Raw genomic sequence first — 21,779 nt, forward strand, 5'->3', positions numbered from 1 at the left:
CAAACTATTTCAGAGTAGGTTCGGTACTTAACTCAGGAACAGTAAGCAATTCATCAATAACTGCTATGATTTTAAGAGAGTTTAACAGTATCACTTGTGAGAATGAAATGAAGCCTGATGCTACACTGGTTCAGTCAGGTTCTACCAATACAAATATCAGAGTATCGCTGAACCGTGCAGCAAGTATATTAAACTTCTGTGCAAGAAATAATATTGCAGTCAGAGGTCATACATTAGTTTGGCACAGCCAGACACCTCAATGGTTCTTTAAAGACAATTTCCAGGACAACGGCAGCTGGGTATCCGCATCGGTTATGGACCAGCGTATGGAAAGCTACATAAAAAATATGTTTGCCGAAATTCAAAGACAGTATCCGTCATTAAATCTTTATGCTTATGACGTAGTAAACGAGGCAGTAAGTGATGATTCAAACAGGACCAGAAGCTATGGCGGAGCAAGAGAACCCGGATACGGAAACGGAAGGTCTCCATGGGTTCAAGTCTACGGAGACAACAAGTTTATTGAGAAGGCATTTACATATGCAAGAAAATATGCTCCAGCAAATTGTAAACTTTACTACAACGATTACAACGAGTATTGGGATCATAAGAGAGACTGTATTGCTTCAATATGTACATCTTTGTACAACAAGGGCGTGCTTGACGGTGTGGGAATGCAATCCCATATAAACTCGGATATGAATGGATTTTCAGGTATTCAAAATTATAAAGCAGCTCTGCAGAAATATATAAATATCGGTTGTGATGTTCAGATTACTGAGCTTGATATTAGCACTGAAAACGGCAAATTTAGCTTCCAGCAGCAGGCTGACAAATATAAGGCTGTTTTCCAGGCAGCTGTTGATATAAACAAAACCTCCTCTAAAGGAAAGGTTACAGCTGTCTGCGTATGGGGACCTAATGATGCCAATACTTGGCTCGGTTCTGAAAATTCACCTCTTTTGTTTGACAGAAACAATCAACCTAAGGCAGCTTACAATTCAGTAGTTTCAGTTATTCCTCAGTCCGAATGGGGCGATGGCGATAATCCTGCCGGCGGTGGTGGCGGAGGAGGTAAGCCGGAAGAGCCGGATGCAAACGGATATTATTATCATGATACCTTCGAAGGCAGTCTGGGACAATGGACCGCTAGGGGACCTGCAGAAATTCAGACAAGCGGCAGAACTGCATATAAAGGCTCGGAGTCGCTTTTAATCAAGAGCCGTACATCTGCATGGAACGGAGCGCAGCGTGCATTAAATCCCAGAACATTTGTTCCCGGAAATAAATATTGCTTCAGCTCTGTTGCAATGTTTATTGAAGGTGCTACCTCAACAACATTCTGCATGAAACTGCAGTATGTGGATGCAAACGGTGAAGCCAGATATGATACTATAGATATGAAGGATGCACTTCCAAATCAATGGGTTCATCTATATAATCCGCAATACACAATTCCTGCCGATGCAACTGATATGTATGTTTATGTGGAAACAGCAGACGATACCATCAACTTCTATATAGATGAAGCGATTGGAGCAGTTGCCGGAACTGCAATTGAAGGACCTAAGCAAGTTAAAGTCGGAGACGTAAACTTAGACGGTTCTATTAACTCTACCGACTTGACAATGTTAAAGAGAGGCGTGCTGAAGTCATTAACTCTCAGCGAGCAATCCCAGCTTGCGGCTGACGTTGACCAAAATGGAAAAGTAAACAGCACTGACATTTCAATTCTTTCACGTTATCTCTTGAGAATGATTGATAAGTTGCCTTATAAGGAAGGTTCTCAACAGCCCGAGCAACCGAAATCTTCTTTTAACTACGATGCGGCCCTGCAATACAGGGCCGCTCCTGACTATTATCTGAATACGTGCTCTAAGGCAGGGAGAATTGTTAAAGAAACTTACACCGGTATAAACGGAACCAAGAGTTTAAATGTATATCTTCCGTATGGCTATGATTCCAGCAAGAAATACAACATTTTTTATCTGATGCATGGCGGCGGAGAAAATGAAAATACAATTTTCAGCAACGACGTTAAATTGCAAAATATTCTTGACCACATGATTATGAACGGTGAGCTTGAGCCTTTGATAGTGGTAACACCAACCTTCAATGGCGGAAACTGCACAGCCCAGAACTTCTATGAGGAATTCAAAACAAATGTAATTCCTTTTGTAGAAGGCAAGTACTCTACTTATGCAGAGTCAACAACACCTGAGGGAATTAAAGCTTCCAGAATGCACAGAGCCTTTGGAGGATTCTCAATGGGAGGATTGACAACATGGACGGTAATGGCTAATTGCCTTGATTACGTTGCATATTTTATGCCTCTCAGCGGAGACTACTGGTCTGGAAATACCGGTCAGGAGAAAGCTAATTCCCTGGCTTCATCAATTAGTAAGTTCGGGTACACAAATAGACAGTACTTCGTATTAGCAGCTACAGGCACCGAAGATATTGCATATAATAATATGAAGCCTCAAATTGATGCTATGAAATCGCTGCCACAGTTTGTTTATACCTCAGATTTCTCCAAGGGTAATTTCTACTTCCTTGTAGCTCCAGGCCTTACTCACTGGTGGGGATATGTAAGGCACTATATTTATGATGCTCTTCCATATTTCTTCCATGAGTAATAATGCGTGAATAGCTGTTTAATACGGAATTATGAGTAAGCTTTAAGCTCTTCTCAAGCAATTGAAAATGTCCGTAAAAGGGGATACAGTTAAAAATGCAAAGGCTGCACAACCAGGATAAAACCTAAAGTGCAGTCTTTTTTATTACATTGACTTAAACTTCGTATTAAAAAATACCTTTGTTGATTGAAAATTTATTGACGATTGGTAATATATGGATTTCGTGGCCGAGTTCCGGTCGGTTCAAAGGCATCTTCTGTGATATTCCAAGGCTTTCGGTAAGCATGTTATTATGCGCAATTTATAAATTGATATGTTGTTTAGAAGAATAATGTATGTTATTATTCATATATATTCATATATATAGTAAAGATACGAAACAAATTTGCTTAAGATGGAGGATGCCGGTTTTGGACAGCAGATTTGCATCAAACAAGAATATTACGTATAAAACGAAGAATCAGGTTGAGTTTATTCAGTTTAACAACTTGCTAAAATACGAAAACATTATCACCCACTGCTTTACCACACGCCGGGGCGGAGTGAGCAAGGGCGAGTATGATTCTTTGAACATGGCGTTCAACAAAACTGATGATAGAAAAAATGTTGAGGAAAATTACAGAAGAGTGGCCGATGCCTTGAATATTGACATTGGGAGTATGGTATTTTCCAATCAGGTGCATCAAAGCAAAATACGTGTGGTGACAGAGGAAGACCGTGGAAAGGGTATAATCAGAAAAAGCGATATTATAGGTTATGACGGACTTGTTACCGATTCGAAAGAAGTAACGCTGGTTACGTTTTATGCCGATTGTGTTCCGGTTTTTCTTTTTGACCCTGAAAAGACGGTTATTTCAATTGCCCATTCCGGATGGCGCGGCACAGCGATGAAAATATCGAAAGAGGCACTAATGAAAATGAAAGAGAAGTTTTTATGTGAGCCTCAAAATATTGTTGCCGCAATCGGTCCTTCTATCGGAAAGTGCTGTTTTGAAGTAGGGGACGATGTGTATGATGAGTTTAAGGCGAAAATTGACTGGAGCGTAGAGTATTGTGAAAGAAAAGACCAAAAGTGGCATTTTGACCTTCCGGCAATAATTAAGAGAACTCTTATAGATGAAGGAGTAAAAGAGGAGAATATTGTATTGAGCGATATATGTACCAAATGCAATAAGGATTTATTCTTTTCCCACAGAGGGGATAACGGCAAAACGGGGACGATGGTTGGGATTATGAAGATAAACGGATAGTGGTAAGATAAATGGAATTGCAAAGGAAAAGTCTAGAAGAAGTTAAATATACGAAGAATACAATCAGGGAGAGATACGCTTTGAAAAAAAGAGTGTTGTTGCTTGCTGTGCTGGTGATTATTAGCACTGTTTTTTCAGCATGCAATATCGATTTAAGTAGCCTATTGGAAGAAGAAAACAAAGATTACGATTTTTTAAATGGCGGTATGGATGACGTATTGGATACTGGTCCTGTAAAGAACGGTGTTTTGAATCTGTTTTCCACCGAGCCGGACACCTTAAATCCCATATTGACTGCCAATGCCTATGTAAAGGAGTATTCGTGCTTTGTATTTGAAAGTCTTGTGAGGATGGACGGGAACCAGAAAGCTGTACCGCTTTTGGCTGAGAGCTGGGAAGGGTCCGATGATGGGTTGATATGGACATTTTATTTAAAGGAAAATATTTATTGGCACGATGGCATTCCCTTTTCGGCGGAAGATGTGGAATTTACGGCAAATATCATAATGAACGCGGGTGTGAACAGTCCGTACAAGACATGCCTTGAAAATGTCGAAAGCGTTTTGGCACAAGACAGCAAGACGTTTAAAGTGCTTTTAAAAAGTCCCAATTCTTTCACTCCCGAGCTTATGACTTTTCCCATAATTCCAAAGCATTATTATCTTGGGGAAGATATTTTGACCACTCCCAAAAATAACAGTCCAATAGGTACCGGACCTTATAAATTTTCTCATTACAAGCAAAATGAGTATATAAGACTTTCAAACAATGAGAATTGGTGGAACAGGGGTAGCGAGGACGAAAATGGGATTGGCCTTCCCTATATCCAAGAAATCAATATAAAAATATATGACAGAAACCAATCTGTAATGAATGCTTTTCAGTCTCAGGAAGTAGATGTTATTACCGCGGACAGGACCAATTGGATAGGTTACAGCGGAAGAACCGATATATTTCTAAAAAAATACGTAAGCAACGAATTTGAATTTATTGCGTTTAATCTTTCAAACAAAATATTAAAGGAAAAGGAAGTAAGAACGGCTATAGCATATGCTGTTGACAGAGAACAGATTATAAGCAGCGTTATGCCCGGAGAAGCAGTGGCGTCGGATTTGCCTGTTATTCCCGATACGTGGCTTAACGATACCAATGTTGTATCCTATGAAAGAAATGTGGAAAAAGCAAGGCAGATACTTTTAGATGGCGGATGGAAAGAGAATAACGGTTTATTTTACAAGAGGATTGACGGCATTAACACCCGACTTTCACTGGAGCTTATGGTAAATGATGATAATGAAACACGGCTGTCTGTCGCTGAAATGATAAAAGAACAGCTGAATGAAGCGGGAATAGAAATAGAAATCAAAGAGGTCAAATGGGATGAGGAGCTTAACAGGATACAGACTGGAAAGTTTGACATGGTGTTTATAGGGTGTACCGTATCATCGATTCCGGACATTTCTTTTCTGTATTCATCGGCTGAAATCGGAACCGGACTTAATATTTCCGGTTATAGCAATGAAATTGTTGACAGGTATTTGTCCTCGATTTTAAAGGAAAAGGATCCGTCTATGAAAAAAGCCTATTTTATTAATATGAAGGAAATAATAAATCGGGATTTGCCTTATCTGGGGCTATACTTCTACAATAATGTAGTTGTTTACAATAAGAGATTAAGGGGTGAGTTAAATCCCAGTACATGGGATAAATATTACGATTTTGCCAGATGGTATATACCTGTTGAGTGATATTAAGTATATTCAAATAAGCTTTACATCGCAATGGAAAGAGTATATAATTTTTACTGACAAATCTGTAAGGAAGGCTGGGCTCATATGATTTTTGTTGTATTGATAGCTGTTTTTGTAGCTATTGACCAATTGACGAAGTATATTGTAATCAGCAATATTGCATTTGGAGACAGAATAAGTGTAATCAACAACTTTTTTTATCTTACTCACTGGAGAAATACCGGTGGGGCCTGGGGGATCATGCAGAACGGGAGATATATACTTGTTCCTGTTACAATAGTTCTTTCGATTTTGTTGGTATACTTTATTTTTAAAAACAGCAACAAGTTTTATAGATTCTCACTGAGCATGATTCTTGGAGGAGCATTGGGAAATCTCATCGACAGGATATTCAGACCCGACGGGGTTATAGATTTTCTCGATTTTCAATTTGGCAGTTACAGTTTTCCCGTATTTAATGCTGCAGATACCTTTGTGGTAGTGGGAACCATACTGCTGGCCTATTATACTTTGTTTATATACAAGGAAGACAAGGAATAATATTATTTATACAAGACTTCATAAATTGGAGCATGGAGAAATCATGGAGGAAATTGTACTTGTTTCGAATGACAACGGAATAAGGATAGATGCGTGGCTTTGCGGAAGGCTCAAAGATTATTCCCGGTCATATATACAAAAGCTTGTAAACGATGAGATGATACTTGTAAACGGAAAACCGGTCAAGGCAAATTACAAGGTAAAGCCCATGGACGAGATACTGGCCAAAATACCCGAGCCTCAGGTTCTTGACGTGGTCGCGGAGGACATAAGTGTGCCCGTATTGTACGAGGATGAACACATTATAGTGGTGGACAAGCCCAAGGGCATGGTGGTTCATCCTGCGGCGGGAAACTATTCCGGTACTTTGGTAAATGCCCTTTTAAATCATTGCGGAGACAATCTTTCCGACATAAACGGTATTATAAGGCCGGGTATTGTCCACAGGATTGACAAGGATACTTCCGGGGTGTTGGTTGTTGCAAAAAACAATGCCGCGCATGAAGGTTTATCCAGAAGGCTCAAAGACCATGACATTGAAAGGGTATATGTTGCAGTGGTTCATGGATTAATTCGGGAGGATCAGGGTAAAATTGACGCACCCATTGGAAGGCACCCTGTTGACAGGAAAAAGATGGCTGTGAATACCAGGAACGGAAGAAGAGCAGTAACCCATTTTAAAGTGCTTGAGAGATTTAAGGACGCCACTTATATTGAGGTCACCTTAGAAACGGGCAGGACGCATCAGATACGGGTGCATATGTCCTATATAGGCTATCCCATTATAGGAGATACGGTCTATGGAAGAAAGAATGATGTATATAATGTAAACGGACAGGCACTTCATGCAAAAAAGCTTGGGTTTGTCCATCCCGTAAAGGGAGAGTATATGGAGTTTGAATCACCGCTTCCCGAGTATTTTAAAGGTCTTCTTGAAAAATTAAAGGTGTAGTCATACAATATTCTTTTCAACCCGGACAATTTGTGCTATAATACAACGTGTAAATTTTACTATAGGGGGAAAGTAAATGAAGCATATTAAGGTTTTAAACGGATCAACACTGAAAGACAGCTTGAAAAAAGGCGGATGCGGTGAGTGCCAGACTTCTTGCCAGTCAGCTTGCAAGACTTCCTGCACTGTTGCAAACCAAAGCTGCGAAAAAAGGTAATCCTTTACATAAAGGGATAAAAAACAATAAGTATCTGTTTCGGTACAATTGAGGAAGTGAAAAGTGAAACAAATATTTCGCTTTTCACTTTTTTAACACTATTTATATTTTATTGGAATTGTATAAAACAAGGTGGTAGTAAGATGACAATGATTCATAAGTTTTCGTTAATGGGCACCAATATAGTTGTTGATGTCAACAGCGGTGCTGTCCATGTGGTGGATGACATATCCTTTGATATATTGGACTATTACAAGGATTATGCTCATGATGAGATTAAGGACAAGCTTTCTCACAAGTACGATACCGAAGAGCTTGAGGAAGCTTTGAAAGAAATTGAGAGCCTTAAGTTGGAAGGGCTGCTTTTTTCCGAAGACCCTTACAAGGAATATGTTCCTTCCATGAACAGAAAGTCGGTGGTAAAGGCGCTGTGTCTACATATATCCCATGACTGCAATTTGAGGTGTAAATATTGCTTTGCATCCACCGGAAATTTCGGCGGACAAAGAAGCATGATGAGTTTGGAAGTTGGCAAAAAAGCCATTGACTTTTTAATCTCAGAATCTAAAAATCGAAAAAATCTTGAAATTGATTTCTTTGGCGGAGAGCCGATGATGAACTTTGACGTGGTAAAAGGGATTATTGAATATGCAAGGCAAAAGGAAAAGGAACACAATAAAAACTTCAGATTTACGTTGACGACAAACGGTCTGCTTTTAAATGATGACAATATAAGGTATATAAATGAAAACATGAACAATATTGTATTAAGCATCGATGGGCGCAAGGAAGTAAACGACAGGATGAGAAAAAGAATTGACGGCAGCGGCTGTTATGAGGATATACTTCCAAAGTTCAAATATGTGGCGGAGTCTAGGAATCAGGATAATTATTATGTTCGCGGAACCTTTACCAGAGAAAATATAGATTTTTCTAATGACGTAATCCATTTGGCCGACGAGGGCTTCAAGCAGATTTCCGTAGAACCTGTTGTTGCTGCGAAAGACAGCGGATATGATTTGAGGGGGGAAGACCTTCCTAAATTGTTTGAAGAATATGAGAAGCTGGCATATGAATATGTGAAAAGAAGAAAAGAGGGAGAATGGTTTAATTTCTTCCATTTCATGATAGACTTAAGCCAGGGACCGTGCATAGTAAAAAGACTGAGTGGTTGCGGTTCTGGGCATGAATACCTTGCAATTACTCCAGAAGGAGATATTTACCCATGCCACCAGTTTGTGGGGAACGAGAAGTTTAAAATGGGTAATGTCAAGGAAGGAGTTTTGGACAGAGATATTCAGGAGTCTTTTAAAAACTCGAATGTATACTCAAAGAAAGAATGTGACGGCTGCTGGGCAAAATTCTACTGTAGTGGAGGATGTGCCGCAAATTCATATAATTTTCATAAAGATATTAATGTTCCTTATAAAGTCGGGTGCGAACTGGAAAAGAAAAGGGTTGAATGTGCGTTGTGGATAAAGGCGCAGGAGATGTAAAGAATAATCTTTTTTTGGGAGGTTTTATATGGGCCTTATAACATTAAAGGATTTAAAAAACAACGAAGAAATCAATTCCCTTTTTGAAGTGGCGGACAGGCAGCTTGCAGCATTGGGATATACCGAGCATTCCTTCAGGCATGTCGGATTGGTTGCCAAGGAAGCGGGAGAAATTCTTGAGACACTGGGATTTTCCGAACGGGAAGTTGAGCTTGCCAAAATCGCAGGTTATCTCCATGATATCGGAAATGCGGTAAACAGGGTGGACCATGCCCACTCCGGAGCTATACTGGCGTACAATATTTTGACCAAAATGGGTATGAGCTACAGTGAGGCGGCGGAGATAATGCTGGCTATCGGAAATCACGACGAGAATACGGGAGCGCCTGTAAGCAATATTTCTGCGGCTCTTATCCTTGCAGACAAATCCGATGTTCACAGGACCCGCGTAAGAAACAATGACATGGCGACTTTCGATATCCATGACAGGGTAAACTATGCCGTTGAAAACTCTGATTTATATGTGGATAAAGAAAAGAAGCTGGTGGTTTTGGAGCTTAAAATTGATACAAAAATCTGCCCCGTGATGGATTATTTTGAAATATTCCTGGTTCGAATGACCATGAACCGCAGGGCTGCAGAATTTTTAGGGCTTAAATTCAAGCTTATAATTAATGGAACCCACCTCCTTTAGCCTGTGTTTTTTATCCGAAAAGTTTGGTATTATAAAATTTATTAAAGAATTATGTATTATGGAATTTAATTTAGAAAAAATATATTATATTGACTCAATTTTGTGGAAGTTATATAATATCCACATGTGAAAAGATTAAAAAGGGGGAATTTTACAAATGAAGCTAAGCAGCGGGATTAAGAGCTTCTTGGTTTTGGCAATTATTGCAGCTATGACCGCTATTGTTCTTGTTGGATTAAAGATTCCAAATTCGGATTATTCAATACCCAAGGCTTATGACGGTATCCGGTATGGAATTGATATAAGCGGTGGAGTTAGCGCTGTTCTTACAGCTCCTGATGGGGTAAAGCCTACTGACGATGAGCTGGAAACTGTGAAAGAAATAATTGATACAAGACTTGAAGGAAAACAGATTTACGACAAGACTGTAACAGTGGACAAGGTTAACAGAAGAGTACTGGTTGAAATACCGTACAAAAAAGGCAGTGAGGCTGCTGATCCATATGAGACAATTGCCGATATTGGAGCAACCGCAATGCTGTCCTTCAGGGAAGTTGATGAAGACAAGGTAGATCCTGAGACCGGAGCTTATGAAATGTCCGACAAAATAGTTCTTCAGGGTAAGGATATAGAAAGTGCCGTGGCTGAGACAGATCCTCAGACACAGTTGGCCGTTGTAAGGCTAATATTTAGCGATGAGGGAGCCAAAAAGTTTGAAGAGGCTACTGGAAGACTGATTGGACAAAGAATTGCGATATATCTTGACGATCAGTTGGTTTCAGACCCTATAGTTAATGAAAAAATATCCGGTAAGGACAAAGCAGTAATAAATCTCGGTACTACTGACAGGGAAGAATCCATAGTGCGAGCAAAAGAGCTTGCTGCCATAATCAGATCCGGTGCTTTGCCTTTTAAACTTGAAGCAAAGGACGTAAATCACATTAGCCCGATTATAGGTGAGAATGCACTTAATATAAGTATATATGCAGGTGCTGTTGCACTTCTTTTGGTATGGTTGTTTATGCTGCTCTATTACAGAGTTCCGGGATTGGTTGCGGATATGGCACTCCTTGGACAAGCCGCAGCAGTTATATTGATACTTGTTTTGACCGGTATGACCCTTACTCTCCCCGGTATAGCAGGTATGATTCTTACTGTGGGTATGAGCGTTGACGCCAATGTAATTATCTTTGAGAGAATCAAGGAAGAAATCAAGAGCGGCAAAACCGTTCAGGCTGCTGTTGATTTGGGCTTTGACAGAGCGTTTGCAGCAATACTTGACGGTAACTTGACCACATTGATAACTGCGGTAATCCTCTATTACTTTGGAACAGGTCCGGTTAGATCTTTTGCTATTACTCTCGGCCTTGGTGTAATACTTAATTTTGTTACCGCAATATATGGAACAAAGATTGTTTTGAAAGCCTTGGCTGAAATCCGTGCTTTAAGAAAACCGTGGCTTTTTGGAGCTAAAGGAGGTACCGCAAATGTTTGATTACGTTGGTAAGAGAAAATACTTTTTCATATTATCTGCTGTGTTGTTGTTAATTGGGTTGGTTGCGTTAATAGTACGTGGGGGACTTAACCTTGATATTCAATTTAAGGGTGGAACTCAAATAGAAATAGAAATGGAAAATGGGGATTTTGATGCCAACAGGGCCGAGAATTTAGCTCAAGAGGCAGTCGGTAAAAGTGGTATTCACGCACAAAAGTCTCAGACATTGGATGCCCAAAACAGCAATCAAGCTATCAGTTTTCTTGTTATCAAGTCCAGCGGTAAGCTTACCGATGATGAGCGTAACAAGGTTCTTTCCGCACTTAGGGCCGAATTTAATATAAAAGAAGATGCTGAAATGATTGTAAGGGATGTTGACCCTTCAATAGGATCGGAATTACTTACTAAAAGTTTGATTGCAGTTGTTTTATCTTTGGTATTGCTGGTTTTGTATATTGGAATAAGGTTTAAGATGATGTCGGGACTTTTAGCGGGATTTACTGCTGTTTTGGCGGTATTGCACGACGTTTTGATGATGGTTGCGGTATATGCGGTATTCAATATACCTGTCAATGATTCCTTTATTGCAGCTATATTGACCATATTGGGATACTCCGTTAACGATACCATAGTAATATACGACAGAATCAGGGAAAACAGCAAGATATCCAGAAAGGACTCTATAAAGGATCTTGTAAACAAAAGTATTACCCAATCCATGTCAAGAACAATAAATACTACGGTGTCCACATTAATATGCGTAATAACGGTTTATGCATTCTCTGTATATAACGGAATCGGTTCAATGGAGGAGTTTACTTTCCCATTGATAATAGGTCTTATCAGCGGAACATATTCTACAATATTTATTGCAAGCCCGCTTTGGGAATTGCTTAAGGAAAAGCAGGCGAAGAAAAAAGCTTCCCAACCTGCAAAAGCTTAAGCGGATTTTCTGGCTTTGATGGTACAGACACATAAATTGGGTAGAGGTTAAAGCTTCTATCCAATTTTTATTTATTTCAATTTTTATATTGTAATATAGCTGTGACTGTGCTAATATTTAACTAGACTCAGGTGGTATCGATTTGAACCGCACTGTAGATATTATTTTAAAAGAATTATTTTTTGAATTTTTTCTGCTTTGATCCGAGATATGGACAGAGACAGGGGGGTATATCAAGAATATATTTGCCTATTGCTTAATATCAGTCAATCCTGTCGGGTTGACTTTTTTGATTTGGCCTCTTGGAATGAAATGAAAGAGGCAAAAGCGAAGGGACTCGATGTCCCGAGCTTTTATTTTGGTAAGAAGTACTTTATTTTTGGTAAGAATATATTTATAGTTGAAATTTGCCGGGACCATATAGGGGGTTCATAATATATAAAACGGAAGAAGGTATGACTATGAATGACAAGTTTACAACAGCAAGCTTTTTAGAATCAAAAAAACAGGGCAGAAAAATCAGTATGCTGACAGCTTATGACTACCCGACCGCCAAAATTTTGGACGAAGCCGGAGTGGACTGTATACTGGTGGGAGATTCCTTGGGAATGGTGGTTTTGGGATATGAGGATACTACACGGGTGACAATGGATGATATGGTACATCATACAAAGGCCGTTGCACGGGGAGTAAAAAGGGCAATGGTCGTTTCCGATATGCCGTTTTTATCCTATCATACAGGAAAAAATGACAGCGTGAGAAATGCCGGAAGACTTATGTCCGAAGGAGGCTGCAAGGCTGTTAAGCTTGAAGGCGGCGAGGATATAATTGAGGACGTTAAGGCCATTATCAGTGCCGGAATACCGGTAGTCGGACACCTTGGATACACTCCTCAGTCGATAAATGTTTTCGGGGGACACAAGGCCCAGGGCAAGACTATTGACACAGCAAAAAAAATATACCGGGATGCTCTTCTCTTGCAAAAAGCAGGGGTTTTTGCCGTGGTCTTGGAGTGCGTGCCGTACAAACTTGCGGCGTTTATTTCCAAGAGATTGGATATACCTACAATAGGAATCGGTTCCGGTCCGGACTGTGACGGGCAGGTTCTTGTTATACATGATTTGACCGGTATGTTTCCGGACTTTACCCCAAAGCATGTCAAGAAATATGCCGATATGGGAAAAACCATATCTGAGGCTGCAAAAAGCTATATAGAAGAAGTTCAAAGCGGAGTATTTCCTACAGAGAAAAACTCTTTTACGGTGGATGATTCAATTATTGGTGAGCTTGAGAAAAATAAATTTGACATTTAAAGATTGTATATATTAATATTGAACTATTAGACATAAAACAAACAAGGGAGTATATATTATGAGAGTAATTGAGACAATCAGTGACTTAAAAGCTATAGTGAGAACTCAAAAGAGCATTGGCAGGACAATCGGTTTTGTGCCGACAATGGGATATCTTCACGAAGGACATTTGTCTTTGGTAAATATGTCGGTGCATAATCATGACTATACAATTATGAGTATTTTTGTAAACCCCACACAGTTTGGTCCAAACGAGGACTTTGACAGATATCCGAGGGACATGGAGAGAGATTTGAGGCTTGCGGAGGCAGCGGGAGTTGATGTGGTGTTTGCTCCGTCCGTTAAAGAAATGTATCCCGACGGATTCAAAACCTATGTAAATGTGGAGGGTATAACCGAAGTTCTCTGCGGTAAATCAAGGCCGGGACATTTTAGAGGTGTTACGACAATTGTAACCAAACTTTTCAATATTGTTGAACCTCACAGGGCATATTTCGGGCAGAAGGACGCCCAGCAGGTTGCGGTAATAAAGAAAATGGTAAAAGACCTAAATATGAACGTTGAAATCATAACCTGCCCCATAGTGCGCGAAGAAGACGGACTTGCCATGAGCTCGAGAAATGTGTATTTAAGTGACGAGGATAGAAAATCGGCACTTATACTTTCAAAATCCCTGATGGAATCCGAGGAGCTTATAAAAAATGGCGAAACTAGTGGGGACAAAATCAAAAAGTATATAATTGACAGGATACAAACAGAAAAAAATGCGCAGATTGATTATGTTGAAGTGGTGAATGCGGATACTCTAGAAAGTATTGATGAAATTAAAGGAAAGGTTCTTATAGCATTGGCCGTCAGGTTCGGGAGTACAAGGCTTATTGACAATATAATTGTGGAGGTGTAAAGATATGTTTATAACATTGATGAAATCCAAGATTCATCGTGCCACAGTAACCGAAGCAAACTTGGATTATGTAGGCAGCATTACAATTGATGAAGATTTGATGGATGCTGCCGATATAATAGAAAATGAGAAGGTTCAGGTGGTTGACAATAACAATGGAAACAGGTTTGAAACCTACGTCATTAAAGGTGAAAGAGGAAGCGGGATGATTTGTCTCAATGGCGCGGCTGCAAGGCTTGTACATCCCGGAGATTTGATAATTATAATTTCCTATGGAATATTTGACAGGGAGGAGGCAAAGTCCTTTAATCCCAAAATACTGTTTGTGGATGAAAAGAATAAGATAATTAATATTAAAAACAAAGAAAAGCATGGTGAAATATAAAGGTTAAGAATTGAAAAATCCCTTTTCGGGATTGTTCGATTCTTAACCTTTTCCTGTTGCAAAATCAATAACGAGACCTCCGATTATTGCTTCTGCAAGAATAGTAAAGCTGGTCTTTACAATCAGAGTTCCTAAATAATAAGTATAGTCATTGGAATAAAATACTGTCTGATACATGACAATAGTCACTGCACCGAGCAAAAACAGCCCGATGAAAGTAAAAATACCGTATTTGATAATAAGCTTTGAAAGACGGTTTAATTTATTAAATTCCTTTGCTATCTTTTCAATTTTCTTCATTTTATTTATTTGCATATCTAATGAGCACCCCTTTTACATGATATAAATTATAATAAATCCCCTTTGGGGGACAGTTTTAAAAAATATTCATTTTAATTTCACAGCCTGCAAATAGACATAATTAATGTGCAGTTATGAGAATATTTAAAACAGTGACGGATATTACTGCACTTTATAAATGTTAACATAAAACACATGCATCATCAATGCAAAAAGTTTACCATCAAGACAATGTATACAAAAATTTATAAACTATATAGGAGAAATATTCGATAATAATATAAACAGACATAGAATTGGGGGAATAGTGTGTCAAAAGTATTTTTACCTTTAAAAGAAGTGAAACCGGGTATGAGAATTGCCGAAACAATAGTGAATGATTACGGTTCAATAGTGATTTCCGAAGGAACAATATTGGACAGCCACATGATAAAGAAACTTGTTAATCTAAATTACGACAAGGTTAGGATAATAGAAAAGGAGTTCATCGCTTCGGAAATTTCCGAGAGCTTCAATACCTCCTATAATTCGAGTGTTAATAGTTTTAAAACTATTCTTTTTGATGCGGCCATAGGCAAGAATATTAGTATGGACAAGGTTGACAAAGTTGTTACTTCTGTAGTTGCAAGATTGGACGAAAAAAGGGATATAGTAAGGTGTATAAATCAAATCAAGAGTGCGGATCAATATACTTACACCCATTGTGTAAATGTGTCGCTCCTTTGCATGCTATTGGGAAAATGGCTGGGCTTTAGCAAGGACAAACTTATTAAGCTTGTTCAAGCCGGCTTGCTTCATGATATAGGTAAATCAAAGGTACCGACGGAAATTTTGAACAAGCCTTCAAAACTTACTTCGGAGGAATATGAAGAGATTAAAAAACATCCGGTATACGGTTATAGAATGCTTGAAAAGGAACACGAGATAGACCAGGAGGTTCGTGTTGCCGTTCTCATGCATCATGAGAGAATGGACGGAACCGGTTATCCTACCGGAGCTAAGGGAGATCAAATAAATATGATGGCAAGGATTATTGCAGTAGCGGATATATATGATGCTATGACATCAAACAGGGTATATAGGGAAAAAGAAAGTCCTTTTGAGGTGTTTCATATAATGGAGGAAGAAGCTGTCGGCAAGCTTGATTTGACGGTGGTCAACGCTTTTCTGAGCAATATAGCTGCATACTATGTTGGAGACTTTGCAAGGCTTAGTACAGGCGAAGTGTGTGAAATTGTATACATAAATCCAAGGCTTGTATCGAGACCGATTATAAGAGTGGATGACAAGTACATTGACCTTTCAAAGGAAAAAGAGTTAAAAATACTTGAAATATTATAATTGATAATTGGAAATATTATTTGATGTTGGGGCATGCAAGAGAAACATTATGTTTTATTTAGAAGGAAACCTGTGAGTTTTGTATAATATAATTACAGGTGTTTTTTTATTTGCAGGGAGGTGTAACTTGCGATGCTCATACGTGAAGAACTGGAAAAGCTTGAAGATGAAATTTTGTCACCTTATGCGGCAAAAAGCGCCCAGTCCCTCGGCAGAATGCGCGAGGAAAAAGAATGTGATGTAAGGACGCGGTTTCAAAGAGATAGAGATAGAATATTGTATTCAAAAGCTTTTCGGCGGTTAAAACATAAAACTCAAGTTTTTCTTTCACCGGAGGGGGACCATTACAGGACGAGATTGACTCATACTCTTGAGGTTTCACAGATAGCAAGGACTATTGCAAAGAGCCTTAGACTAAACGAGGATTTGACAGAGGCAATATCTTTAGGGCATGACTTGGGACATACACCCTTTGGACATGCCGGCGAAAGAGTTCTAAATGAGATATGTCCCCATGGATTTAAGCATAATGAGCAGAGCTTGAGAGTTGTGGATATACTGGAAAGGGACAACGGACTAAACCTCACTTGGGAAGTTAGAAACGGAATACTAAACCACACGGGAGACACAATTTCAGCAACTTTGGAAGGGCAGATTATAAGGTTTGCCGACAGAATAGCATATATTAATCATGATATAGATGATGCCATAAGAGGAGGTATTATTTCGGAAGACAGTCTTCCGAAAGAGTGCACCAAAGTATTGGGCGCCAGTTCCAGCCGAAGAATAAACAATATGATTGTGAATATTATAAACAATAGTAAAGACAGGGACTCAATAAAAATGAGCAGTGAATTTTACGAAGCAATGAATGAGCTTAGAAATTTTATGTTCGACAATGTGTATATAGGGTCGAAAGCTAAAAAGGATGAAATAAAAGCCCAAAATATTATAAAAGAGCTTTACAACTACATTAAAGAAAGACCGGAATATCTTTCCGAGGAAGCGGCGAAAATGCTTCAACATTCGGATATCGACAGAGTTGTTTGCGATTATATTGCCGGAATGACAGATCGATATGCGGTTAAAAAATTTCACGAAATATTTATACCCGAATCATGGCACTGATCAAAAAAGCCCAACAACCTGTGTTTTGGGCTGAATTTATGTTAAACGTATAAATTGGCAATAAAGTTGAAAGAATATCTAAAAATATTTGTTTTTATTTTAGAGTATTTAAAGAAGGAAAATTTATTTTTATGAAGAATAAAATAAAATCGTATTATGGTGGTTTTTCATTTAATATCCGTGCTATAATAATGGGGCGTTATTTCTTAGAATTAAATATGCTGATTAACAAAAAAAGAAGGAATATGAGCAAATATGTCGAAGAATATAGTTGAAACGTGGTAAACATCCTATTTATCAAATAATTGGTTTTTATAATTTTTATAAAGGAGTTGTTTTAGGAAAGAAGAGTATAGAATGTATAAACATTATTCGGAAGAATTGATAGAAGAAATTAGAATTAACAATGATATTTTGAGTGTTGTGGGGGAGTACGTCAAACTGGAGAGAAAAGGCAGGAATTATTTCGGACTATGTCCATTCCACAGTGAAAAAACCCCTTCATTCAGTGTAGACCCGAGTAAGCAGCTATATTATTGTTTTGGGTGCGGAAAGGGCGGAAGTGTCATACAGTTTGTTATGGAGGCAGAGAACCTTGACTATATTGAAGCAATCAAGCTGTTGGCGGAGAGAGCAAGGATACAGCTGCCCGAAGGAGACAATGAAGAAGAAAGAATTATCGCTCGAAAAAAGCAGGAGCTTTTGAAAATTAATATTGAAGCGGCTCGCTTTTTCTATGAGCAGCTTAATGAGAAAAAAAATTCCGCCCCAAGGGAGTATTTGAATAAGAGAAAGGTCAGCGGAAATATTGCCAGAAAATTTGGCTTGGGTTATTCGCTGGAAGAATGGGATTCACTATACAATCATTTAAAAAAGAAAGGCTATAGTGATGAAATACTTTTAGACAGCGGATTGGTTTTAAAAGGCAAAAACGGCGGTTTTTACGACAGGTTTAGAGGTAGAGTTATATTTCCAATATTTGATTTGAGGGGAAATGTTATTGGTTTTGGCGGGAGAGTCTTGGATAATTCCACTCCAAAATATATGAACTCCCCGGAAACGTTGGTTTACAATAAAAGAAAAAATCTTTATGCCCTGAACTTTGCAAAAAATTCGGGAGAAAAAAGAATAATTGTAGTTGAAGGATATATGGATGTAATATCCCTATTTCAGTTTGGAATAATAAATACTGTAGCATCTCTTGGCACTGCTTTGACTGAAAACCAGGGAAGGATATTGAAAAAATATGCAGAAGAGATAATTATATCCTATGATGCGGATACTGCAGGAATGGCTGCAACAATGAGAGGGCTTGACTTGCTCAATGATATCGGGTGCAACGTAAAGGTTCTTACCATACCTTACGGAAAGGACCCGGATGAGTTCGTCAAAAAGAACGGCCCTGAAGCATTTAACAAGCTGGTGGAAAATGCACTTTCATTGATTGAGTATAAAATAAAGGCTTTAAAATCTACTATAGATACAAATACTACTGAGGGAAAGATTAATTTTTTAAACAGGGCTGCGGATTTACTGTCAAAAGTTAGCAATAATATGGAAAGAGAGATGTATATTAAGAAAATTTCAAAGGAGTATGATATAAGCCAGGAATCGATATATGCAGAAGTACTTAAAAGAATAAAGCCCAAAACAGCTTTTAAACCTTTGGCGAAGCCTTTGACGGCAAAAGCTGACAACAATAGGCTTAAGTTTGATAAAAGCAATGAAAAAAGTAGTTCCGACAGCATTGTTGATTGTGAAAGAATGCTGCTCAGTCTTCTTAGCATTGATAATTCTTTATATAAAGTAGTAAAAGACAAAATAATTATTGATGAATTTAAAAGTGAGGAAAACAAAGAAATAGCAAAGATTATTTTTAAACGTTTCGAAGACAGGAAGGGAATAGTTCCGGCAGAGCTTATAAATTTGGCCGGCGAAGAATCTTCGGGCGTGTTTGCAAGATTAATACAGGGGGAATGTAATTTTGATGATAACATAAAGGCAGTTATGGATATAATTAAAAAAATGGAGTTATACCGTTTGAAGGACAGGCAGAGAGAGATACTCCAGCTGATTTCTTCCGGAAATCTTTCTAATGAAGAGACGGAGAAACTGAAATTGGAGCTAAAGACAGTATTATTGAAAATGAAAAGTATATAGAGAGATACATCTTAATGAACGGAGGGGCAGTAAGTGAAACCCAATAGCGATAAAAAAGCGATTTTGCTTGAGCTTATTGAAAAAGGCAAACAAAAAGGAATGTTAACATACCAGGAAATTATGGATGCATTTGATGAAATTGACATCGATCCTGAACATATTGAAAAAATATATGAGACGTTGGAAAATATGGGGATAGATGTAGTAGGGGATATAGAAGCGGAAATGGAAGATATCCAGCTTACGGAAGATGACTTGGATATTTCCATTCCCGAGGGCATAAGTATAGATGACCCTGTCAGAATGTATTTGAAAGAGATTGGTAAAGTACCTCTTTTAACTGCTGAGGAAGAGATTGAACTGGCTCACAGAATGGAACAGGGTGATGCCGAAGCTAAAAGAAGATTGGCAGAAGCAAACTTGAGATTGGTTGTAAGTATTGCAAAAAGATATGTGGGAAGAGGCATGCTTTTCCTTGATTTAATTCAAGAAGGAAACCTTGGTCTTATAAAAGCAGTGGAAAAGTTTGATTACAGAAAAGGTTTCAAATTCAGCACTTATGCCACATGGTGGATTAGACAGGCAATCACCAGGGCAATTGCAGACCAGGCGAGAACCATCAGGATACCTGTTCACATGGTTGAGACCATAAACAAGCTTATAAGAGTCTCCAGACAGCTCCTGCAAGAGCTGGGAAGGGAGCCTCATCCTGAGGAGATTGCAAAAGAGATGAACATGCCTGTTGAAAAGGTAAGGGAGATAATGAAAATATCCCAAGAACCTGTTTCTCTTGAGACACCTATAGGTGAAGAGGAAGACAGCCATCTTGGGGACTTTATACCCGATGATGATGCTCCGGCGCCGTCGGAAGCGGCTGCTTTTACCCTTTTAAAGGAACAGCTGATAGATGTTTTGGATACTTTGACTCCCAGGGAAGAGAAAGTTTTAAGGCTTCGATTCGGCTTAGATGACGGTCGCGCCAGGACTCTTGAAGAGGTTGGAAAAGAGTTTAATGTTACAAGGGAAAGAATTCGTCAGATTGAGGCAAAGGCTTTACGAAAGCTTAGACATCCCAGCAGAAGTAAAAAATTAAAGGATTATTTGGATTAATTTATAGAGTCAGGAACTGTTACCTGGCTCTTTTCATTGGAATTTGTAAAGTAATGGGATAATTATTCGGATAAAAAAATATCCTGCAAATTAGCTGAGTGCATATTTGCAGGAACTAGGGGAGTATAATTATTATACTAGTAGTATATTAATAGATATAAAAATAAAAATCAAGACATTTTTAAAATTTATTTAAAAAAGTGTTTGGCATAGTCTAACAAAGGAATATGGACAAGATTTATATGGAAAATTGTTTAAAAACAGGATTTTGATACGGGCTGCATAAAAAAACATCCTTTGAAGCAATATATGAATGAAATAAAATAATTTAGCAATGGAGTGAATAATATGGATGAAATGAACAGAAATGAAGTAGAAATTACAACTTACGACAGATTGCTTCGGGCATGGGAAAATTCAATGGAATTGGTAAGGGATTATGAGATGTATTCTAAAAGAATAGAGGACCAAAAGATTAAGGAAGTTTTCAAAAAGTATGCCGAGGAAGAAGGAAAACACGCAACAGAGCTTAGGGAGCTTTTGCTGGAATATAGGAACAAAAGACTGGAAAATACCAATTAGCACTCAACTTATAGGGTAAGAATAGTCTACGAAAAAAAATCATACATTGAAAATAGGAGTAAGGCGTTGAAAATAAAAGAAAAACGGTTATAATTGCTTATAGTGCCAGAAAAACGATTCTTGACCTGGGAGGGATGCATAAGTATAATATATTTTGTGTTTAGCAAGTTATTGCTAACGCAAAAATATTCCTCAATAGCTCAGTCGGTAGAGCATGCGGCTGTTAACCGCAGGGTCGTAGGTTCGAGTCCTACTTGAGGAGCCAAACGGGCCTTTAGCTCAGTTGGTTAGAGCAACCGGCTCATAACCGGTTGGTCCGGGGTTCGAGTCCCTGAAGGCCCACCAAAAAATAAAACAAGGAGTCTATTTTGACTCCTTGTTTTATTTTTTTATCTCAATAAAAGTGTCAAAACTTTCGCTAAGCTCTCTATGACTTGAGGCAGGGGTGCTTTTTTTATTTGTGATGACTTGGTGTAAAGGCTCTGTGATGCCGATAGTTATAGTCTCAAAAGGTTTTTCGGTGTCCCGTTTCTTTTGCAGTTATAGTTTAAAAGAAAAATTACCAAAGGCAATAATACA

The 21,779-nt window shown here is 38.5% G+C and carries 19 protein-coding genes and 2 tRNA genes; 20 read left to right on the forward strand and 1 reads right to left on the reverse strand.

The window, feature by feature from the left end:
• From PLH43_RS08225 to panD, 13 genes are all read left to right on the forward strand, one after another.
• Positions 1–2,639 (forward strand): endo-1,4-beta-xylanase (locus PLH43_RS08225; protein WP_324361947.1); only part of this gene is annotated, 2,639 nt, incomplete at its 5' end.
• A gap of 410 nt (positions 2,640–3,049) precedes the next feature.
• A complete protein-coding gene (gene pgeF / locus PLH43_RS08230) occupies positions 3,050–3,889 on the forward strand; it encodes a peptidoglycan editing factor PgeF (protein WP_324361949.1) in 840 nt (279 codons plus the stop codon).
• 80 nt (positions 3,890–3,969) lie between these two features.
• Positions 3,970–5,637 carry a peptide ABC transporter substrate-binding protein gene (locus tag PLH43_RS08235; RefSeq protein ID WP_324361951.1) on the forward strand — a complete coding sequence of 556 codons (1,668 nt, stop codon included), beginning with the start codon at positions 3,970–3,972 and terminating at the stop codon, positions 5,635–5,637.
• Positions 5,638–5,724: 87 nt separating this feature from the next.
• The gene (gene lspA / locus PLH43_RS08240; protein ID WP_324361953.1) at positions 5,725–6,180 is read left to right on the forward strand and encodes a signal peptidase II; all 456 of its coding nucleotides are present in this window, start codon (positions 5,725–5,727) and stop codon (positions 6,178–6,180) included.
• Between the two features lie 43 nt (positions 6,181–6,223).
• Positions 6,224–7,132, forward strand: coding sequence for an RluA family pseudouridine synthase (locus tag PLH43_RS08245; protein ID WP_324361956.1), 909 nt, complete (start codon positions 6,224–6,226; stop codon positions 7,130–7,132).
• Between the two features lie 76 nt (positions 7,133–7,208).
• Entirely contained in the window at positions 7,209–7,349 is a 141-nt protein-coding gene (gene scfA / locus PLH43_RS08250; RefSeq protein WP_324361958.1) for a six-cysteine ranthipeptide SCIFF, read from the forward strand.
• A 143-nt stretch (positions 7,350–7,492) separates the two neighbouring features.
• Positions 7,493–8,845: a thioether cross-link-forming SCIFF peptide maturase gene (gene scfB / locus PLH43_RS08255; RefSeq protein ID WP_324361960.1), complete on the forward strand. Its 1,353-nt coding sequence runs from the start codon at positions 7,493–7,495 to the stop codon at positions 8,843–8,845.
• Between the two features lie 28 nt (positions 8,846–8,873).
• On the forward strand, positions 8,874–9,539 hold the full coding sequence (locus PLH43_RS08260; RefSeq protein WP_324361962.1) for an HD domain-containing protein: 666 nt from the start codon (positions 8,874–8,876) through the stop codon (positions 9,537–9,539).
• Positions 9,540–9,696: 157 nt separating this feature from the next.
• Complete coding sequence (gene secD / locus PLH43_RS08265) at positions 9,697–11,034, forward strand: protein translocase subunit SecD (protein WP_324361964.1); 1,338 nt, start codon at positions 9,697–9,699, stop codon at positions 11,032–11,034.
• On the forward strand, positions 11,027–11,977 hold the full coding sequence (gene secF, locus PLH43_RS08270) for a protein translocase subunit SecF (RefSeq protein WP_324361966.1): 951 nt from the start codon (positions 11,027–11,029) through the stop codon (positions 11,975–11,977). Before secD ends, secF begins: the two co-directional genes overlap by 8 nt.
• A 461-nt stretch (positions 11,978–12,438) precedes the next feature.
• Positions 12,439–13,290 (forward strand): 3-methyl-2-oxobutanoate hydroxymethyltransferase, encoded by an 852-nt coding sequence (gene panB, locus PLH43_RS08275; protein WP_324361968.1) that lies wholly within the window; start codon positions 12,439–12,441, stop codon positions 13,288–13,290.
• Between the two features lie 58 nt (positions 13,291–13,348).
• Positions 13,349–14,194, forward strand: a complete 846-nt coding sequence (panC, locus tag PLH43_RS08280; protein ID WP_324361970.1) for a pantoate--beta-alanine ligase — start codon at positions 13,349–13,351, stop codon at positions 14,192–14,194.
• Between the two features lie 4 nt (positions 14,195–14,198).
• Positions 14,199–14,579 (forward strand): aspartate 1-decarboxylase, encoded by a 381-nt coding sequence (gene panD / locus PLH43_RS08285; protein ID WP_324361972.1) that lies wholly within the window; start codon positions 14,199–14,201, stop codon positions 14,577–14,579.
• 42 nt (positions 14,580–14,621) lie between these two features.
• On the opposite strand, the gene PLH43_RS08290 is transcribed toward panD, so the two are convergent.
• The gene (locus PLH43_RS08290) at positions 14,622–14,894 is read right to left on the reverse strand and encodes a hypothetical protein (RefSeq protein ID WP_324361974.1); all 273 of its coding nucleotides are present in this window, start codon (positions 14,892–14,894) and stop codon (positions 14,622–14,624) included.
• Between the two features lie 294 nt (positions 14,895–15,188).
• On the opposite strand from PLH43_RS08290, the gene PLH43_RS08295 reads away from it, so the two are divergent.
• The 7 genes from PLH43_RS08295 to PLH43_RS08325 all read left to right on the forward strand — a co-directional run bounded on the left by PLH43_RS08295 (position 15,189) and on the right by PLH43_RS08325 (position 21,545).
• Positions 15,189–16,220, forward strand: a complete 1,032-nt coding sequence (locus tag PLH43_RS08295; RefSeq protein WP_324361976.1) for an HD-GYP domain-containing protein — start codon at positions 15,189–15,191, stop codon at positions 16,218–16,220.
• Positions 16,221–16,352: 132 nt separating this feature from the next.
• Complete coding sequence (locus PLH43_RS08300; RefSeq protein ID WP_324361978.1) at positions 16,353–17,348, forward strand: deoxyguanosinetriphosphate triphosphohydrolase; 996 nt, start codon at positions 16,353–16,355, stop codon at positions 17,346–17,348.
• Positions 17,349–17,705: 357 nt separating this feature from the next.
• Positions 17,706–19,508, forward strand: a complete 1,803-nt coding sequence (gene dnaG / locus PLH43_RS08305; RefSeq protein WP_324361979.1) for a DNA primase — start codon at positions 17,706–17,708, stop codon at positions 19,506–19,508.
• 33 nt (positions 19,509–19,541) lie between these two features.
• Positions 19,542–20,618: an RNA polymerase sigma factor RpoD gene (rpoD, locus tag PLH43_RS08310; protein WP_324361981.1), complete on the forward strand. Its 1,077-nt coding sequence runs from the start codon at positions 19,542–19,544 to the stop codon at positions 20,616–20,618.
• 348 nt (positions 20,619–20,966) lie between these two features.
• Positions 20,967–21,200: a ferritin family protein gene (locus tag PLH43_RS08315; RefSeq protein ID WP_324361983.1), complete on the forward strand. Its 234-nt coding sequence runs from the start codon at positions 20,967–20,969 to the stop codon at positions 21,198–21,200.
• 189 nt (positions 21,201–21,389) lie between these two features.
• Positions 21,390–21,465, forward strand: a tRNA-Asn gene (locus PLH43_RS08320).
• A 3-nt stretch (positions 21,466–21,468) separates the two neighbouring features.
• Positions 21,469–21,545 (forward strand) — tRNA-Ile (locus PLH43_RS08325).
• Positions 21,546–21,779: the final 234 nt, after the last annotated feature.

It is taken from the genome of Acetivibrio sp. (genome assembly GCF_035371925.1).
Classification (GTDB): Bacteria; Bacillota; Clostridia; order Acetivibrionales; family Acetivibrionaceae; genus Hungateiclostridium.

What these genes read in the sequence shown, in the direction of transcription:
- lspA (WP_324361953.1), top strand. Translation starts at nt 5,725, where the DNA reads ATGATTTTTGTTGTATTGATAGCTGTTTTTGTAGCTATTGACCAATTG.
- PLH43_RS08245 (WP_324361956.1), top strand. Translation starts at nt 6,224, where the DNA reads ATGGAGGAAATTGTACTTGTTTCGAATGACAACGGAATAAGGATAGAT.
- scfA (WP_324361958.1), top strand. Translation starts at nt 7,209, where the DNA reads ATGAAGCATATTAAGGTTTTAAACGGATCAACACTGAAAGACAGCTTG.
- scfB (WP_324361960.1), top strand. Translation starts at nt 7,493, where the DNA reads ATGACAATGATTCATAAGTTTTCGTTAATGGGCACCAATATAGTTGTT.
- PLH43_RS08260 (WP_324361962.1), top strand. Translation starts at nt 8,874, where the DNA reads ATGGGCCTTATAACATTAAAGGATTTAAAAAACAACGAAGAAATCAAT.
- secD (WP_324361964.1), top strand. Translation starts at nt 9,697, where the DNA reads ATGAAGCTAAGCAGCGGGATTAAGAGCTTCTTGGTTTTGGCAATTATT.
- secF (WP_324361966.1), top strand. Translation starts at nt 11,027, where the DNA reads ATGTTTGATTACGTTGGTAAGAGAAAATACTTTTTCATATTATCTGCT.
- panB (WP_324361968.1), top strand. Translation starts at nt 12,439, where the DNA reads ATGAATGACAAGTTTACAACAGCAAGCTTTTTAGAATCAAAAAAACAG.
- panC (WP_324361970.1), top strand. Translation starts at nt 13,349, where the DNA reads ATGAGAGTAATTGAGACAATCAGTGACTTAAAAGCTATAGTGAGAACT.
- panD (WP_324361972.1), top strand. Translation starts at nt 14,199, where the DNA reads ATGTTTATAACATTGATGAAATCCAAGATTCATCGTGCCACAGTAACC.
- PLH43_RS08290 (WP_324361974.1), bottom strand. Translation starts at nt 14,894, where the DNA reads ATGCAAATAAATAAAATGAAGAAAATTGAAAAGATAGCAAAGGAATTT.
- PLH43_RS08300 (WP_324361978.1), top strand. Translation starts at nt 16,353, where the DNA reads ATGCTCATACGTGAAGAACTGGAAAAGCTTGAAGATGAAATTTTGTCA.
- dnaG (WP_324361979.1), top strand. Translation starts at nt 17,706, where the DNA reads ATGTATAAACATTATTCGGAAGAATTGATAGAAGAAATTAGAATTAAC.
- PLH43_RS08315 (WP_324361983.1), top strand. Translation starts at nt 20,967, where the DNA reads ATGGATGAAATGAACAGAAATGAAGTAGAAATTACAACTTACGACAGA.